The sequence below is a fragment of the Novosphingobium terrae genome, from assembly GCF_017163935.1.
GTDB lineage: Bacteria > Pseudomonadota > Alphaproteobacteria > Sphingomonadales > Sphingomonadaceae > Novosphingobium > Novosphingobium terrae.
In genome coordinates this window covers 3463584-3480028 of sequence record NZ_JABVZR010000001.1, presented here as the reverse complement: position 1 = coordinate 3480028, position 16445 = coordinate 3463584, and the positions used below count along the sequence as shown (strand labels likewise).

General features: G+C 64.2%; 17 protein-coding genes. 9 read left to right on the top strand and 8 right to left on the bottom strand.

Going from position 1 to position 16445, the window contains the following annotated elements; genetic code table 11:
• Positions 1–12: 12 nt before the first annotated feature.
• Positions 13–1272, bottom strand: coding sequence for an MlaA family lipoprotein (locus tag HGK27_RS15640; protein ID WP_206241728.1), 1260 nt, complete (start codon positions 1270–1272; stop codon positions 13–15).
• 256 nt (positions 1273–1528) lie between these two features.
• Between HGK27_RS15640 and HGK27_RS15635 the strand changes: the two genes are divergently transcribed.
• Both HGK27_RS15635 and HGK27_RS15630 read left to right on the top strand, forming a co-directional pair.
• Positions 1529–3169 carry an alpha-amylase family glycosyl hydrolase gene (locus tag HGK27_RS15635; protein WP_206241727.1) on the top strand — a complete coding sequence of 547 codons (1641 nt, stop codon included), beginning with the start codon at positions 1529–1531 and terminating at the stop codon, positions 3167–3169.
• Between the two features lie 371 nt (positions 3170–3540).
• Positions 3541–3735 (top strand): hypothetical protein, encoded by a 195-nt coding sequence (locus HGK27_RS15630; protein ID WP_206241726.1) that lies wholly within the window; start codon positions 3541–3543, stop codon positions 3733–3735.
• Positions 3736–3795: 60 nt separating this feature from the next.
• On the opposite strand, the gene HGK27_RS15625 is transcribed toward HGK27_RS15630, so the two are convergent.
• Complete coding sequence (locus HGK27_RS15625; protein ID WP_068086320.1) at positions 3796–4224, bottom strand: organic hydroperoxide resistance protein; 429 nt, start codon at positions 4222–4224, stop codon at positions 3796–3798.
• A gap of 220 nt (positions 4225–4444) precedes the next feature.
• Positions 4445–4951, bottom strand: coding sequence for an Lrp/AsnC family transcriptional regulator (locus HGK27_RS15620; protein ID WP_206241725.1), 507 nt, complete (start codon positions 4949–4951; stop codon positions 4445–4447).
• Positions 4952–5158: 207 nt separating this feature from the next.
• On the opposite strand from HGK27_RS15620, the gene HGK27_RS15615 reads away from it, so the two are divergent.
• Positions 5159–5617 (top strand): hypothetical protein, encoded by a 459-nt coding sequence (locus HGK27_RS15615; RefSeq protein ID WP_206241723.1) that lies wholly within the window; start codon positions 5159–5161, stop codon positions 5615–5617.
• 7 nt (positions 5618–5624) lie between these two features.
• On the opposite strand, the gene HGK27_RS15610 is transcribed toward HGK27_RS15615, so the two are convergent.
• A complete protein-coding gene (locus HGK27_RS15610) occupies positions 5625–7034 on the bottom strand; it encodes a nicotinate phosphoribosyltransferase (RefSeq protein ID WP_206241721.1) in 1410 nt (469 codons plus the stop codon).
• Positions 7035–7307: 273 nt separating this feature from the next.
• Positions 7308–7874, bottom strand: coding sequence for a dCTP deaminase (gene dcd / locus HGK27_RS15605; RefSeq protein ID WP_206241720.1), 567 nt, complete (start codon positions 7872–7874; stop codon positions 7308–7310).
• 143 nt (positions 7875–8017) lie between these two features.
• Here dcd and HGK27_RS15600 point away from each other — a divergent pair, with 143 nt between their 5' ends.
• Entirely contained in the window at positions 8018–8767 is a 750-nt protein-coding gene (locus tag HGK27_RS15600) for a hypothetical protein (protein ID WP_206241718.1), read from the top strand.
• Positions 8768–8791: 24 nt separating this feature from the next.
• Here HGK27_RS15600 and HGK27_RS15595 read toward each other — a convergent pair whose 3' ends face one another.
• Positions 8792–9790 carry a GDP-mannose 4,6-dehydratase gene (locus HGK27_RS15595; protein ID WP_206241716.1) on the bottom strand — a complete coding sequence of 333 codons (999 nt, stop codon included), beginning with the start codon at positions 9788–9790 and terminating at the stop codon, positions 8792–8794.
• A gap of 282 nt (positions 9791–10072) precedes the next feature.
• On the opposite strand from HGK27_RS15595, the gene HGK27_RS15590 reads away from it, so the two are divergent.
• Genes HGK27_RS15590 through HGK27_RS15580 form a run of 3 tightly spaced genes read left to right on the top strand, consistent with a single transcriptional unit; the run spans position 10073 to position 12776 of the window.
• Positions 10073–10549, top strand: a complete 477-nt coding sequence (locus HGK27_RS15590) for a TadE/TadG family type IV pilus assembly protein (RefSeq protein ID WP_241127212.1) — start codon at positions 10073–10075, stop codon at positions 10547–10549.
• Entirely contained in the window at positions 10549–11121 is a 573-nt protein-coding gene (locus HGK27_RS15585; RefSeq protein ID WP_206241714.1) for a TadE/TadG family type IV pilus assembly protein, read from the top strand. Before HGK27_RS15590 ends, HGK27_RS15585 begins: the two co-directional genes overlap by 1 nt.
• Before the next feature lie 11 nt (positions 11122–11132).
• Positions 11133–12776 carry a pilus assembly protein TadG-related protein gene (locus HGK27_RS15580; RefSeq protein WP_206241713.1) on the top strand — a complete coding sequence of 548 codons (1644 nt, stop codon included), beginning with the start codon at positions 11133–11135 and terminating at the stop codon, positions 12774–12776.
• A 1-nt stretch (position 12777) separates the two neighbouring features.
• Here HGK27_RS15580 and HGK27_RS15575 read toward each other — a convergent pair whose 3' ends face one another.
• Positions 12778–13086: a GNAT family N-acetyltransferase gene (locus tag HGK27_RS15575; protein ID WP_206241712.1), complete on the bottom strand. Its 309-nt coding sequence runs from the start codon at positions 13084–13086 to the stop codon at positions 12778–12780.
• A gap of 364 nt (positions 13087–13450) precedes the next feature.
• Between HGK27_RS15575 and HGK27_RS15570 the strand changes: the two genes are divergently transcribed.
• Both HGK27_RS15570 and HGK27_RS15565 read left to right on the top strand, forming a co-directional pair.
• Positions 13451–14452 carry a threonine aldolase family protein gene (locus tag HGK27_RS15570; protein ID WP_206241711.1) on the top strand — a complete coding sequence of 334 codons (1002 nt, stop codon included), beginning with the start codon at positions 13451–13453 and terminating at the stop codon, positions 14450–14452.
• On the top strand, positions 14449–15366 hold the full coding sequence (locus HGK27_RS15565; protein WP_241127210.1) for a DMT family transporter: 918 nt from the start codon (positions 14449–14451) through the stop codon (positions 15364–15366). The genes HGK27_RS15570 and HGK27_RS15565 overlap by 4 nt, the downstream gene beginning before the upstream one ends.
• Positions 15367–15615: 249 nt before the next feature.
• Here the strand turns inward: HGK27_RS15565 and HGK27_RS15560 are convergent, their stop codons facing one another.
• Positions 15616–16410 (bottom strand): Rossmann-fold NAD(P)-binding domain-containing protein, encoded by a 795-nt coding sequence (locus HGK27_RS15560; protein WP_206241710.1) that lies wholly within the window; start codon positions 16408–16410, stop codon positions 15616–15618.
• Positions 16411–16445 lie beyond the last annotated feature (35 nt).

The window sequence follows — 16445 nt, the reverse complement described above, 5'->3', positions numbered from 1 at the left end:
GCCTGATGGCCGTCAGCGATGTCGACCGGGCGGAATCGGCTGAACGACGGGATTGGACACCATGATCGGCGCAGGCGGCGGCGGCGGTGCCGGCTCCTGAATGATCGGCGGGATCATCAGCGGGGGCAAACTGGCCGCAGGCGCGGCGTCAGGCGCTGCCGAGGGGCCATAGACAGCCTCTTCCGCCGTGATCGGGCGGGTGTGGATGCCATGCAGCTCGTCGATCTCGGCCTGACGGTGCTGGAGATAGAAACGCCGCATCGCCGCATAGGAATCGGGCGCATCGCGGAACACGCGCAGTTCCGGATCGATCATCACGCGGTCGTCCAGGCCGCCGATGATCGTCACCGCCAGACCATAGGCAGGCCCGCGCAGCTCGTCGGCATAGAGCGCCGGGAAGCCGACACGGTCGATGGTGGTGCCGATCAGGTCGCGCAGCGTGGTGGGGCCGATCAGCGGCAGGAAGAAGTAGGGGCCCGGCTTGATGCCGTAGAAGCCCATGGCATCGGCGATGCCGTTGGCGCGCCGGGGCAGATGGAAGGGCTTGCGCTTGGCGATGTCGAAAATGCCCGCCAGACCGATGGTGGTGTTGATCGCCAGCCGTCCGACTGTCTCGAAAGCCTTGCCGAATTTGTGCTCCGCCAGAAAGGCCACGGCCACAGGGGGCTCGCGCAGATTGTAGAGCACATTGTGCAGGCCCTGACGCAGCGGCGAGGGCAGGGTCTTCTTATAGGCCATGGCCGCCGGGCCGACGACCGCCTTGTCCGTCGCCTGCACCACGGCATAGGACTTCATGTTGACGCCTTCCAGCGGATCGCCCGCCGGAGCCTTGCGCTCACCCGAGACGACGATGTCGCCCGGGGCGCTGGTGGCGTGCGCGGGGGCAGGCGTGGTGCTGTGCTGGCCGGTGGCGGACCCCTTGTCGTCGGCGGAGGCTGCAGCGGGCGGCGTGCTGGCCGGGGCCTGAGCGGGCTGGTCCGCCGCTGCCGGGGACGGCGTGGTGGCTGCGGGGAAGGCCGGCGCGGGCACGGCGGTCTGGGCGGCGCCATCGGCAGCCTGTAGCGAATCGAGCGGCGCATAGGTCAGCGTGGCCTGATCGGCTGGACCAGCCAGCGCGGGAGCAGCCCATGCCCCCAGCAGGCCCGCCGAGGCGAGGGCGGCGCCCTTCAGCCAGCGGCTTGTGCCATGATGTTGAGCTTCACGGGCCTCCGCCACGGGCGCGATGCCTGCCCGCGAGGGAAATGGGGGACGCGCCCCGCCGGTGATGCTCATGCCGAAATGCTCCTGCCTGTGCCCTTGTCCTGCAACAAGGGTTGAATAACCCCGATCCCGCATCTGTGCGCCAGATGCAAGGCTCGCTTTTGTCGAGCCCTGTAATTTCACGAGGATTTGCGCAAGATGAACCGGATCGGCAAAAATTCGTCACAAAGCTGATCCTCAGGGCAGGTCAGCACATTCGTATACCGCTGGGCAGGCCCCGATCCTTGCCATAGAGTGCGGGCTCGACCATCGATTGCGAGATGCCTGCATGAGTTCTCAGACCGTTTTGGCCCCGTCTTTGGAAGCATCTGTGGATTCATGGTGGCGAGGGGCGGCGATCTACCAGATCTATCCGCGCAGCTTTACGGACAGCAATGGCGACGGGATCGGCGATCTGGCCGGGATCACCGCAAGGCTGGATTATGTGGCCAGTCTGGGCGTGGAAGCGATCTGGATCAGCCCGTTCTACACCAGCCCGATGGCGGATTTCGGCTATGACGTGGCGGACTATTGCGATGTCGATCCCATCTTCGGCACGCTGGCGGATTTCGATGCTCTGGTGGAGAAGGCCCATGGGCTGGGCCTGAAGGTCACCATCGACATGGTTTTCGCCCACACCAGCGACAAGCACCCCTGGTTCGCCCAGAGCCGCGCGGACAAGATCAATGACAAGGCCGACTGGTACGTCTGGAAAGACGCCAATGCAGACGGCACCCCGCCCAACAACTGGCAGTCCGTCTTTGGCGGCCCGGCATGGACGTGGGATGCCCGTCGCCAGCAGTACTACATGCACCAGTTCCTCAAGGAGCAGCCCCAGCTGAACGCCCATAATCCGGCGGTGCAGGCGGCGGCCCTCGATGCGCTGCGCTTCTGGCTGGATCGCGGGGTGGATGGCTTCCGGCTCGATGCGCTCAACCACTCGATGTTCGATCCCGCCTTCACCGACAATCCCGCCGCGCCCGAGGATGGCCGCCCCCGCACGCGACCGTTCGACTTCCAGCAGAAGGTCAACAGCCAGAACCACCCCGATGTGGTGGGCTTCGTCGAGAAGATCGCCAAGCTCTGTGCCGAGTATGGCGCCACCTTTACCGTCGCCGAAGTGGGCGGAGACGAGGCCGTCCCGCTGATGAAAGCCTACACCGCAGGCGAGCAGCGCCTGTCCTCAGCCTACAGCTTCGATTTCCTCTATGCCCCTTACCTCACTGCCGATCTGGTGGTGAAAGCCCTGTCGCAATGGGGCGAGGAGCCTTCCGAAGAAAGCCTCCCCGAAGGCTGGCCCAGCTGGGCTTTCGAGAACCACGACGCTCCCCGCCATATCTCCCGCTGGGTGAGCGAGGAGCATCGCCCCGCCTTCGCCCGCCTGACCGCCGCTTTGCTGGCCAGCCTGCGCGGCAACATCTTCCTCTACCAAGGTCAGGAACTGGGCCTTGAGCAGGACGAAATCCCCTTCCACCTCCTGAAAGACCCCGAGGCCATCGCCAACTGGCCCCTGACCCTGAGCCGCGACGGCGTCCGCACCCCCATGCCCTGGGACGGCGAGCACTTCCACGCCGGTTTCACAGAGGGTGAGCCTTGGCTCCCGCTCTCGCCCACCAACATCGCCAAGGCGGTGGCGGGCCAAGAGGCCGATCCCGAGAGTCAGCTGCACTGGACCCGCGCCATGCTGGCCCTGCGCGAGCACCATCCTGCCCTCAAGCTGGGCGCGCTGACCGAGGCCAAGGCCGATGGCGGTTTGCTCACCTTCACCCGCAGCCATGAGGGGCAGAGCATCGCTTGCGCCTTCAACCTCTCGGGCGAGGCGATCAAGCACAAGGCGCCGGACGGCGGCACCGTGCTGGCGGTCAATGGCGCGACCAGCACAAGCTTGCCGCCTTACGCTGCGCTGTTTGTTGAGACAGAAAAGAAATGAAGAGAAAAGAGAATGCGAGGGTGTTACACCCTCGCGCTCCCTTTACTGTCTGCGTTGCGCTTCGGGTTCGGCCTTGGAGCAACGACGCCGCGCCGCAGGCTTTCATATCGCCAGCACGACTCATCGTTCCAACACTGCCTGCCTGCGGTGCTTTGCCTCGCACCGGTGGAGGGTTCCCGCACCACGATCGGGCGCCACCACCCTCTCGCCGGAAGACGTCATGGGAGCGCGAGGGGGTAACCCCCTCGCTTTTTCCCTTTTCCCGACCTTCAATCCCTTGAAAACAAACCGCAGCTCAGGTTCAAACTAGGTTCAGCGTCCGGTGGCGAGAAGGGCGTTCGGTGCGACGCTCTTTAAAGCAAGATTTGGCCATGTATCGCGCAAATCAGCCTGATCCGCGTCAGGTTCAAACCCTTATTGCCACGCTTGACGGTGTGCTGGCAGAGCTTGATCGCGCTCAGCTCGGCCTTGCGGCGATCGATGTCGCTTCGGCGATCATCAAGCTTCAGAGGCTCCAGGACCCGGCGCCTCAGCCGGCGATCTACACGCTGCGTTCGACGGCCTGAGAACGACAAAAGCCGGAAAGGGCATCCCCCTTCCGGCCTTGTCATTGCGCTACCCGGTGATCAGGCGACCGACAGGTCCACCGTGATGTTGCCGCGCGTGGCGTGGCTGTAGGGGCAGATGGTGTCGGCTTCGGCGACGAGAGCCTCGGCGGCGGCGCGTTCCACGCCGGGCAGGTTGATCGACAGCTTCACAGCCAGACCGAAGCCCTTGTCGGCGCGCGGGCCGATGCTGACGGTGGCCGAGACGGTGGTGTCGTTGGGCACGCGGGGCAGGTCCTTGTCCTGGCTGGCGGCGAACTTCATCGCACCCAGGAAGCAGGCGGCGTAGCCGGCGGCAAAGAGCTGCTCGGGGTTGTTGCCCTGACCGTTGCCGCCCATTTCGACGGGGACAGCCAGCGTGACGTCAAGCGCGCCATCTTCGGTGCGGCTGCGGCCGTCGCGGCCTCCGTTGGCGGTGGCGGTGGTGGAGTAGAGGATCTTGCTGGCCATGAGACTGTCCTTTCGTTTCGGGGGGAATGGGTAATTAGATCGTGTGCGATCTATATGAATGACTCGTGCAGGCATGTCAATAGCGTGCGATATAATCGCTCAATATTTAATTATGGTGGCGGTTCCAGACGACAAAAGGCGGAAACCCCGAGGGGTTCCGCCCAAATCTGGCAGGAAAAGGGAAGGCGTTAGCCCGGCTGGTCAGCCCGTCCGGCGCGAATCACAGGCTGGGAAGGGAGGGGCGCTCGAAAATGGCGGGCGGCACGTTGCGATGAGTCACGCTGCGCATCACGAAGCTGGAGCGGATGCGCGCCACATGCGGCAGCATGGCCAGTTCACGGCGATAGACCCGGTCATAATCGTCGAAGGAGCGGACATGGACCATCATCATGAAATCCATATCGCCCGAGATAAAGCTGCAATGGGTGACCGAGGGGCAGCGCACCACCGCGGCCTCGAACTCCTCCAGCACCTGGTCGGTCTGGGATTTCAGCTCGATGGCCACCATCACCATGATGCCCAGCCCCAGCATCGGCATATCGAGCGCGGCGGTGTAGCCCGCGATGGCGCCGCGATCCTCAAGGATCTTGCGGCGGCGCGCGGCTGCCGTGCTGGACAGGTTGACCTGTTCCCCCAGCATCACGTCCGACATGCGGCCATCATGGGTGAGGGCGCGCATGATCCGGAAGTCGGTCATGTCGAAGTCGATCTCGATTTTGTCCGTCATCAACACCACCCCTGTTGATGGAATCCTGTACGCGATGCGCGATGAAGGCCCGAATGCGATAAGGACATCACAGGGGCGGAGCGCTCAATACGCAAATCGCGCAGCCCTGGTGCGGGCCTAGGTGATTCCACGGGGGCGACGCGGCACTCTTTATAAGCTCTGACCATGCATGGTTAACGGGTGCTTGCCATGGCCTGAAAGGAGGCGATGATGACTTTGCCCTCGAAGCCGCTGACGCCTCTCACCCCCATGCCGCCAACCGTCGTCACGCTGACCCCTTGCTGGTACGCGCGCGACCATGAGCCGATGCATGCGCCGCTCCGGCTGGAGGCGGGCGAACTGGCCTATGGCCGCTGCCGCCATTGCCACCGCGCGATCGTCAGCGCCGATCTGCATCGCTGGCATATCGCGGGGGGCTTCAACATGGAGGCCTGGGAATCGCCGCGCGCACAGCCCTGCTTCGCCGTGGTCGATGAGCAGCAGGAGCGGGTGATCGCCCGCTTCCCGATCAAGGATTCCTCTGCCACCGGAGTGAACGCCCTGCGCGCCCGCCTGAGCCGGGATTACCATATCGACGATCCCGCCAGCCCCTTCGTGCTGCGCGACTGCCTGCCGCCGCATCTGGCGCAGATGGCTCAATCCGGCGGTTACAGCGCTCCCTATTGAAGTCCGATCAGGCCGGGAGTCTGATCCGGCTTTCATGCAGGCGCGAGCGCTGGCGCACCGCCTCGAAATCGTGGTGGAACAGCAGGCGCCCGTCGCGCCACACTTCGGTCAGCAGATTGGTGCGGCCGTCCAGATCATCCAGTCGTACGGCGCGCAGCGCGCCGTCTTCCTGCACCACCGCCTGACGCCCGGCCTTGCTGCGCTTGCCCGGATCTGTGGCCGGGTCCTTGGCGATATCGTGCCAGACGCCCGCATCGTCGCGCAGGGCATTGGCCTTCATGGCAAAGCGCAGCGTGTCACGGTTGACCTGCTGCAGCAGCCCGCCGCCCATGCCGAAAGCGATGTTGTCCACCGCGAAGCCTTCCTCGATCAGGCGGGCAATCAGGCGCTCGATGGTGGCCGGCGTCATGCCGTCGCCCTGAATGACGCGCAGGCGCGGGTCGAGCAGGCGATAGCCCCTGCCGTTGATGGTGCCGCCAAAGTGGTCCCACAGCGTGTTCAGCACCCGCAGCGGGGTTTCCACCGGATCGCCGCTGTCGGGCCGGATCACCAGCGTGCCCTTGTGGGCCAGCACGGCGTCATGCAGATCCTCGCCCCACAAATGGCCGACGGCGGCATCGAGATCATAGCTGTCCGACACCACCGCGACCATGCTGCCTTCCCCGGCGAAATGCTTGAGGATGTTGGCATAGGCTTCGCGCTCACGCTCGCGGCCCCAGGCGGTGATGGTGGAATGCTCGGCGGCGGGGATCGAGAAACCGGCCATATCGGCATTGTAATAGCGCCGGGCGGCCAGCAGGGCCTCCATCGTGTCGGTGCCCATGAAGTTCACCAGATGCGCCATGCCGCCCAGCGCCGCGCTTTCGCCGCTGGAAACGCCGCGCGCGCCGAAATCATGCAGCTTGAAGGGCAACTGGCCCTCGGGATCGTCGCTGGTGGTCAGCAGACCGGCGCGGATGATCGCGCGGCAGCGCCAGCTGACGGTGGCCACGGTGGTGGGATACCAGATGGCGCGCAGCAGGGCGGTTTCCACGAAGGTGGCCAGCCAGGGCAGGGCCGGGTCGGTGTTCTCGACCTGAAGCAGCGGCACGCCGGAGGGGACGATCATCCCCTCGGGCAGAGCGGTGATCGACAGCGGCAGATGGCCGCCATGGGTGGAGACGATGCGGTCCCATCCGGCACGGTTGAAGGGCAGGCCATGGGCGCGGGTGATCTCCTGCGCTTCCTGCACATCATGGCGGGTGATGGTGTGACCCAGAAAATCGAGCAGGAAGGGTTGCAGGCCCAGAAACAGGATCTGGTCGCTGAAACCGCCGGGGCGCGCCTCGACATAGGCCGAAAGCGTGCGTGTCTCGGGGGGATATTGCAGGAAGTGGCTGTGCTTGTAGCTGTCGGTCGTAAGGATCGGGTTGGTCACGCGCTGCTTCCTGCGGTGCCCGGCTCAGGGGGAGGGCCGGGCGGATGTTGGCTTATGTAAAGCCAACAGGTTCATAGCCACAGTCAGGCGGTGAGGCCAAGCATGGATACGATCGCAGCGGATCGCCCGGGGCTGGTGTGCGCCGGGTGTTGTTTGGACCATGTGCGGAAGGGCACATGGTCGGTGCGGCACCGGCCCTCTCCCCCGCCCGGCCACCCATCGAGAGTATCCTGCGGGGTGGCCGGGCGGGCGAGACAGCCGGAGCCGGTTTTCTTAAAGACGCGGCAGCGTCACGCCGCGCTGGCCCATATATTTGCCCGCGCGGTCGGCATAGCTGACCTCGCAGGGCTCATTGCCCTGCAGGAACAGGAACTGGCAGGCGCCCTCATTGGCGTAGATCTTGGCGGGCAGGGGGGTGGTGTTGGAGAATTCCAGCGTCACATGGCCTTCCCAGCCCGGCTCCAGCGGGGTGACATTCACGATGATGCCGCAGCGGGCATAGGTGCTCTTGCCAAGGCAGATCACCAGCACGTCGCGCGGCACGCGGAAATATTCCACCGTGCGGGCCAGCGCGAAGCTGTTGGGCGGGATCACGCAGCAATCGGTCTTGCGGTCCACGAAGGAGTTGGCCGCGAAATCCTTGGGGTCCACCACGGCGGAATCGACATTGGTGAAGATCTTGAACTCATCGGCCACGCGCGCGTCATAGCCATAGGACGACAGCCCGTAGGAGATGATCCCGCCGCCCGCGCCATCGCGGGTCTGGCGTTCGACAAAGGGCTCGATCATGCCGTTTTCAAGGGCCTGCGTGCGGATCCAGCGGTCAGAGAGAATAGCCATGCGCGCGTTCATGGCGCAATGATGCGGGCGGAGCAAGAGGGCGGGGGCAAGGGGGCCGGAAGCGGAGGCGGTAAAGCGCCGGCATATCCCTTGCGCCTGCACGCTTTTCCTGTAGCTTTTGCCGATCGCTTATGGGGATAGGCATGATGATGAACCGCTTCGGGCGCATCGCGCTTGCGATCACCGCGCTGGCTGGCACCACGATGCTTCACGCGCAGGAGGATCACCCGGTGGCCCCTCCCGATCTGAAAACAGGCGATGCGTGGGTCTTCGACGATATCGAGGAAAAGGGTACCACCGGCTTCAACCAGCATCGGCTCGACCTGGTGATTGAGAGCGTAGGCGGCGCAATGATGACCGTCGGCGTGAAGCCGGATGGCGCGCCAACCGGCTTTCAGGACCATCTGGTCGGTGCGGACTGGAGCCAGCGGCGGCTGCTGAACGGCCAGCAATCGGTGACCACGCAGCCTTTCCGCTTTCCCATGGCCAAGGGGCATCAATGGACGGTGGATTTCACCGATCCGACCCGGCGCGGCAACCAGCTTTCCGCTCATATTCATCGCACCTACACGGTGGCGGGCTGGGTCGATGTCAGCGTGCCCGCGGGTCATTTCCGCGCTCTGGAGGTGGTGGCCGAAGGGGTGGATGAGGCGATGATCCAGGTGCCTGCCACCGCGAGCGCCAGCGCCATGGCTGTGCCGGGCGGCAGCGCCAGCATCAGCGCGGCCCAGCGCGGCGGAATCAGCAAGCTGGTGCGCGGCACCCATGCGGAGCTTTATTATGTGCCCGGCGTGAAGAATTATGTGAAAAGCGTGGAGGAACAGTACAATACGGACAATGTCCGCGTGATCCGCCACACGCAGAATCTGGTGAGCTTTACGCCTGCGGGCTGATGGCGGCGGGGATGGGCCCGGCGCTTACCCCGCGTGATACTCCCGATACCAGCGCACGAAATTGGGCACGCCCACATCAATGCTGGTTGTCGGCTTGTAGCCCAGATCGCTGGAGATCGCCTCGATATCGGCAAAGCTCTGGCGCGCGTCGCCCGGCTGCATCGGCAGCAGCTCGACCTCGGCCTTCTTGCCCAGCTCGGTCTCCAGAATCTCGACGACCTTCATCAGATGTTCGGATTTGTGGTTGCCGATGTTGTAGAGGCGATGCGGCTTGGTCGATCCGCCCGCCTTGGGCAGGCCATCGTCGGGCGCGGGATTGTCCAGCGTGGCGATCACGCCGCTGATGATGTCGTCGATATAGGTGAAGTCGCGGTACATGTCGCCGTGGTTGAAGACGGGGATCGGCTCGCCCGCCAGAATCTTCTTGGTGAAGATCCACATCATCATGTCCGGGCGGCCCCAGGGCCCATAGACGGTGAAGAAGCGCAGCCCCGTCAGCGGCAGGCGGTAGAGATGGGCGTAGGTCTCGCTCATCAGCTCGTCGGCCTTCTTGGTGGCGGCATAGAGGCTGATCGGCTGATCCACCCGGTCGTCCACGCTGAAGGGCAGCTTGGTGTTGCCGCCATAGACCGAGGAGGAGGAGGCATAGACCATGTTCTCCACGCCCCGGTGCCGCCCGATTTCCAGCAGGTTCAAATGCCCCGCCAGATTGGAGGAGAGATAGGCATGCGGATTCTCGATCGAGTAACGCACCCCCGCCTGAGCGCCGAGATGCACGATCCGCTCGAACTCCAGCCCTTTCAGGCTTTCCACCAGCCCGGCATAATCGGAGAAATCCTGCCTCAGGAAGGTGAAGCGGTTGCCGCCCGCTTCCTTCAGCCTGCCGATGCGGGCCTCTTTCAGCCGCACATCGTAATAGGCATTGACCATGTCGACGCCGATCACCGTGTCGCCGCGTGCCAACAGCCGCGCGATCAGGCTGTAACCGATGAAACCCGCCGCGCCCGTGACCAGAACCTTCATGTTCAACCCTTTGCCTGCCTTGAGGTGACCGATGCTGCCCGGCCGCCCTTGGCCCGTCGCGCTCTATCGCCATCCTGCGGTGCAATAGGTGGAAAGGGCTAAGAAAGTGTTGGAATATCACAAGGACTTGTAAAGAAGAGCCGGATTAACCAGTTTTTATCGCGCTGCGGCGATACTGACAAGGTGAGCGGGGGCATCATCATTCGGGCGCGAGTCGCCTTTTCGCAGCGTGTGGGCAAGCCACGCGCCCTTTCGCGCCTGTGGCGAGACACAAGAGCCGCCGTGGCGCTGGAATTCGCTTTGGTGGGCCCGATGCTGATCGCGCTGATCCTGGCGATCCTGCACACCGCGCTGATCTTTCTGGCGCAACAGGGCCTGGAAACCACCGCCGAGGCTGCCGGGCGCATCATCATGACCGGCCAGGCCCAGCAATCCTCCATGACCGCGGCGCAGTTCAAGACCGCCGCCTGCGCCACGCTGCCGCCCTATCTGCAGTGCAGCCGCCTTTATATCGACGTGACCAGCGTCTCCAATTTCTCCGACGCCAGCACCGCCGCACCCACCTTCACCTATGACAGCAAGGGCAATGTCAGCAACAGCTTCTCCTACACCACCGGCACGCGCGGCAGCATCGCCGTGGTGCGGCTGATGTATCTGTGGCCCACCACCAACGGGCCGCTGGGGCTGAACCTGACCAACACCACCGGTTACAACCGCATGCTGCTGGCCACCTCCGTGCTCAAGACGGAGTATTACTGATGCGCGCCGCGGGGGCTTTCTTTCAGGCGCTGGCCGGGCGTCTGCGCGCGTTGGGGCGCTGCAACGCGGGTGTGGCGCTGGTGGAATTTGCCATCGCCCTGCCGGTGCTGTTCCTGATGTATGCCGGGACCTTCGTGCTGGCTGACGAACTGTCCTGCAGCCGCAAGGTCACCGTCACCGCGCGCAGCGTGGCCGATCTCACCAGCCGCTATGCCTCGCTGACGCCGTCGAGCCTTTCGACCATCATGGCCGCCAGCACGCAGATCATGTCGCCCTATGCCAATGGCACCACCAATGTCCGCGTGAGCGAGCTGCTGGTCACCAGCCCCACCACCGCCACGGTGGTGTGGAGCCAGACCCAGACCAACGCCACCATGAGCCAGGGCCTGACCAACGGCAGCGTCTATGTCCTGCCCACCAGTATGGCGGCCACCGGCACCTATCTGATCCTGGGCGAGGTGACCTACACCTATCAGCCGCCGCTCAACTTCGGTTCGAGCACGGCGATCAACCTCTATGATCGCAGCTTCATGAGCCCGCGCATCTCCAACGCCATTCCTCTGAGCAGTTGAGACCTTCGCCCATGCGTCCTTCACCCTCTCAACGCCCGATCTCTTTTTTCGGCGCTCTGGCGCGCGATCGGGGCGGCAATGTGCTGTTGATCGTGGCCGGTGTGATCGCCGTGCTGTGTTTCGCGCTGGGTTTCGGCATCGATTACAGCCGGGCGATGAAGCTGCAGACCAAGCTGAACGCCGCCGCCGACGCCGCCGCGCTGGCCGCCGTCAACTCGGTGATGATGCAGAGCAGCTGCACCAGCACGGATTGCCCCGCGGCCAAGACCGCCGCGATCAACATGTTCACACAGCAGGTGTCGGGCCTGTCGGGGCTGGTGTTCAACGCTTCCACCGATCTGACGGTGACCGTGTCGCCCTCCGGCTCGCTCAACAACGGGCGCAATGCCACGGTGACCTGGAAGGCCAAGTCGCTGAACATCTTCGCCACCATTCTGGGCTCCACCCAGCTGGCGATCTCGGGCAGCGCGCAGGCCAACGCCACCAAGGCGCCCTACATGAACTTCTACATCATGTTCGACACCAGCCCCTCGATGCTGCTGCCCGCCACCTCCGCCGGTCTCAGCGCGATCATGTCGGCCACGGCTTCCAAGGTGAATTCGCCCTATGGCTGCGCGTTTGCCTGCCACGCCATGATGCCGCATAATGACAGCATCTATATTCAGAGCAGCAACACGAACAGCAAAAACGTCACCACCACCTACGATGTGTTCCTGAATGCCAATTACTACACGTCGGGTGCGACGGGTTATCAGACCTACTATCAGATCGATTCCAGCAACAATGTCGTCGATGCCAATTTCAATCCGATCAGCGGCTACACCTTCAAAAGCGGCACGCTCAAGGATGCCGGGGGGAATGTGATCAACGGCTATTATGCCGATGGCTATTGGCTCACGCACAATTATCCGCTGATCTATACCGGCAAGTCGGCGATCACCCTGCGCATCGATGAGGAGCGCAATGCCGCCCAGGCGCTGATCCCCTATGCCCAGCAGATGGCGACCTCCAACCAGGTCACCTACAACATGCAGATGTTCGGCTTCAACTGGACCCATACGGCATCAGGAGCGCTTAACCCGGTGACGGCTCTGACCAGCAGCATGACCAATGTGAACAGCCTTTCGACCAGCTCCGTGCCCGACCTCTATGCCGCGCAGGACTGGTGGTATCAGAACAGCCAGCCCACCAAGGGCGTGTCCAACAACGATATGGGCACTGAATTCACCAACATGCTGACCACCATGCTGGCGACCATGCCCATCCCCGGCGACGGCACCACCGCGGCCAGCCCGCAGGAGGTGATGTTCCTCGTCACCGATGGCGTGGCCGATGAAAGCGTGGCCGGCGTGGGCCGCTGGCACCGGGAGCTGAATGCCGTCGATCTGACGCAATGCACCGCGATCAAGAGCAAGGGCATCAAGATCGCCATTCTCTACACGCAATATCTGCCGGATTCGCTGACGGGCGACAGCTGGTCGCAGAGCAACCTTGCGCCCTATCTCGCCAATGTCTCGCCCACGCTGCAAAGCTGCGCCTCGGTGGGCACGGACGGATCGCCGCTGTTCTACACCGTGACCACCAACCAGAGCATCTCTGACGCGCTGGTCTCGCTCTTCGCGCTGACGGTGCAGCAGGCGCACCTCACGCAGTAGGTCAGGCCTTCAGATCGGCCCATTCGGGATGGCGGGCGAAAGCCACCGCCACATAGGAGCAGGCCGGAACGATGCGCGCGCCTTCTTCGCGCGCATCGGCGATCAGGGCCTCCACGAGCTTCGCCGCGATGCCGCGATTGCCGATGGCTGAAGGCACCAGCGTATGATCGGCGATCCAGATGGGGCCTTCCTGTGAGGGCGCGTTCTGCCATGTCAGCAGGCCGGTGGCCTCATGGCCCTCCAGCTTTGCGCGATATTCACCGCCTCTGGGGGTGAGGTGGCGGGTGATGGTGAGGGTTGGGTCGGTCATGCGGAGGATGTAGGGAGGGGTTGAAGGAAAAGAAGATCTTGGCTGGCCGGATGCCTCAAGAGACATGCTCTGGCCCCTCGCGCTCCCATGACCTCTTCCGACGGTAGGGCGGTGCCCCTGAAATGCTACGCCTTGGCTCTCCACCTGCGCAAGCCAGGGCGCCGCAGGCAGTCAAGGCTTTGCCCCACAGGCAGCCTCATCGTTTTCATCCCTGCGCCACAGCGACATTCCTCCACGCCGAACCGAGGCGCCACGCTGACAAAACCCGGGAGCGCGAGGGTGTAACACCCTCGCATTTCTCTCTTCTTCCCCCTTCGTCTTTCACTCTCTTGACGCCCGCCCCATTCCCCCTATCGAACACCCCATGCAGTTCCTCTCCGACAACGCCGCCGCTGTTCACCCCGCCGTCTGGGAGGCGATGAAGGACGCCGACGCTCCCCAGCCGCCCTATGACAATGACGCTTTGTCTCAGGCGCTGGACGATGCTTTCTCGGCCCTGTTCGGCAGGCCTGTCAGCGCGATCTGGGTGGCCAGCGGCACGGCGGCCAACTGCCTTGCTCTGGCGACGATGGTGCCCCCGCATGGCGGCGTGATCTGCCACCGCGACGCGCATATCGAGAATGACGAATGCGGCGCGCCGGGCTTCTTCACCCATGGCGCCAAGCTGATGCTGGCCGAGGGCGAAAACGCCAAGCTGACGCCCGAAAGCATCAACGCCGTGATCGGCCCGATCCGCCGCGATGTGCATCGGGTGTGGCCGCATGCGATCTCGATCACCCAGGCCAGCGAGGCGGGCTGCGTCTATCAACCGCAGGAGGTCGCAGCGATCGGCGCCGTGGCGCGGGCTCAAGGCCTGAAGTTGCATATGGATGGCGCGCGCTTTGCCAATGCGGTGGCCTATCTGGGCTGCACCCCCGCAGCGGCCAGCTGCGAGGGGGGCGTGGATGCGCTCTCCTTCGGCTTTGTGAAAAACGGCGGGATGAGTGCCGAAGCGCTGGTCTATTTCGATCAGGCGCTGGCCGAGGATGTGAAATTCCGCCGCAAGCGCGCGGGCCATCTGCAGAGCAAGGGCCGCTTCCTTGCCGCCCAGATTCTGGCGATGCTGAAGGGCGATCTGTGGCTGGCCAATGGCCGCGCCGCCAATGCCGCCGCCGCCGAAATCGCCAGCAACGTGAAAGACCGCCTGCTCTATCCCGTCGAGGCCAATGAGGTCTTCCTGCGCCTCACCGAAGCCGAGCGCGATGCGCTGCGCGCGCAAGGCTTCGGCTTCTATGACTGGGGCGCGGATGGCGCGCGCTTTGTCACGGCATGGAACGCGCAGGATGAGCATGTGACCGCGCTTTCCCGCGCTCTGGCCGCGCTGTGAGCGGGGACACTGCCACCAAAACCGGCTTTTCCACGCAGGACATTCTGGGTTTCGCCACAGTCAGCCTGATGTGGGGCTCGACCTGGCTGGTGATCAAGGATCAGATCGGCTTCCTGCCCATCGGCTGGACGGTGACGATCCGCTTCACCGTCGCGGCGCTGGGCATGTTCCTGCTGGCCCGCTTCCGTGGTGAGGACCTCAGCCTCAACCGCCAGCGCTTCCTGCTGGCGCTGGCCGTGGGCTTCCTGCAGTTCTGCGGCAATTTCCAGCTCGTTTACCGCGCCGAGCATTACGTCACCTCCGGCCTCGTGGCGGTGATGTACGCTCTGCTGATGCTGCCCAACGCCATTCTGGCCCGCATCTTTCTGGGTGCGCGGATCACCAAGCGCTTTATGGCGGGAACTTCCGTGGCGGCGATTGGCATCGCGCTGCTGATGATCCAGGAATATCGCCATGCGCCGCCGTCTGGCGCCATGAACGTTGCGCTGGGGGTGGGCTTTGCCATTGCGGGCACGCTCTGCGCCTCGGGCGCCAATGTGCTGCAGGCCAGTTCCATCGGCCGCAAGCAGGCGGTCGTGCCGCTGATCGCATGGTCCATGCTGCTGGGCGCCGTGATCGATGCGGTGATGGCCATGAGCCTCTACGGAGCGCCCGTCCTCTCCGCCCCGCCGCGCTTCTGGGCGGGCGTGGCATGGCTGGCGATCATGGGATCGGTGGTGACCTTCCCGGTCTATTTTAACCTGATCCGCTCGATTGGCGCGGGGCGGGCAGCCTATTCCAACGCCGTGGTGCCGATTGTGGCAATGGCGCTATCGACCTTCTTCGAAGGCTATCGCTGGACGGCTCTGGCGGCGGTGGGCGCGGTTGTGACACTGAGCGGGGTGTTGATTGCGCTTTCCGGAAGGAAGGGGTGAAGAAGGGAAGATGCGAGGGGGTTACCCCCTCGCGCTCCCATTCCGTCTTCCGACGATAGGACGGTGGCGCCGAATTGGTGCGCCCAGCCTCTCCACCTGTTCAACCTCGGGCGCCGCAGGCAAGCAATCTTCCATCAAGCGCTTCCCCTGCGATTTTTAAGCCTGCGGCGCAGCGACGTCAGCCCTAAGGCCGAACCCGAAGCACAACGCAGACATTAAAGGGAGCGCGAGGGCGATGGCCCTCGCATTTCACTTTTTACTTTCTTCTTCCAGAATCCCTCTCAACCCTTCCCGATAGCTTGGGAAAGAGGGCCTCCACCCCAACTCCCGCCGCGCCTTGCCATTGGCGACTCGCCGGTTCTCGCGATAGAACCCCCGGCTGGCCTCGGACAAAGAAGGGTCGTCCAGCCCCACGGCAGGCGGCGCCTCAACACCCAGCAGCCGCGCGGCTTCCTCGATCACATGGTTCTGATGGCAAGGCTCATCGTCGGCGATGTTCCACGGACCGGGCGCGGCCTCGGTTTCCAGAGCCAGCAGCACGGCGCTGACGATATCGGCCACATGCACCCGGCTGAACACCTGTCCCGGCAGATCCAGCCGGTGAGCGCGCCCTGCGCGCAACCGGTCGAAGGCGCTGCGGCCCGGGCCGTAGATGCCGGGCAGGCGGAAGGCATGAGCCCCGCGCCCCAGCCATTGCGCCTCTGCGGAAACGCGCACCGTGCGGCGACCACCACCCACCGGCGCGCTTTCATCGACCCATGCCCCGCCCGCATCGCCATAGACGCCGGTGGAGGAGATATAGCCCAGCCATGGCGAATGCAGCACGGCGCCATAGCGGCTCAGCACCGGGTCCTCGCCTTCGCTGGGGGGCGCGGTGGAGATCACGGCGGTGGCCTGTGCCAGCGCGCGGTGGACGCGGTAGGTGTCGTCGAAGCTCATGGTGCCGTGGGTGCCGGTGCCGTCGACCAGCCAGCCCTGGGCGCGCAGCGCGGTTGCGATGGCAGAGCCGGTGTAGCCCATGCCGAAGATCATCATCACTCTCATCGGCGAAAACCATAAGGTACGGGCTGGAAAACCGA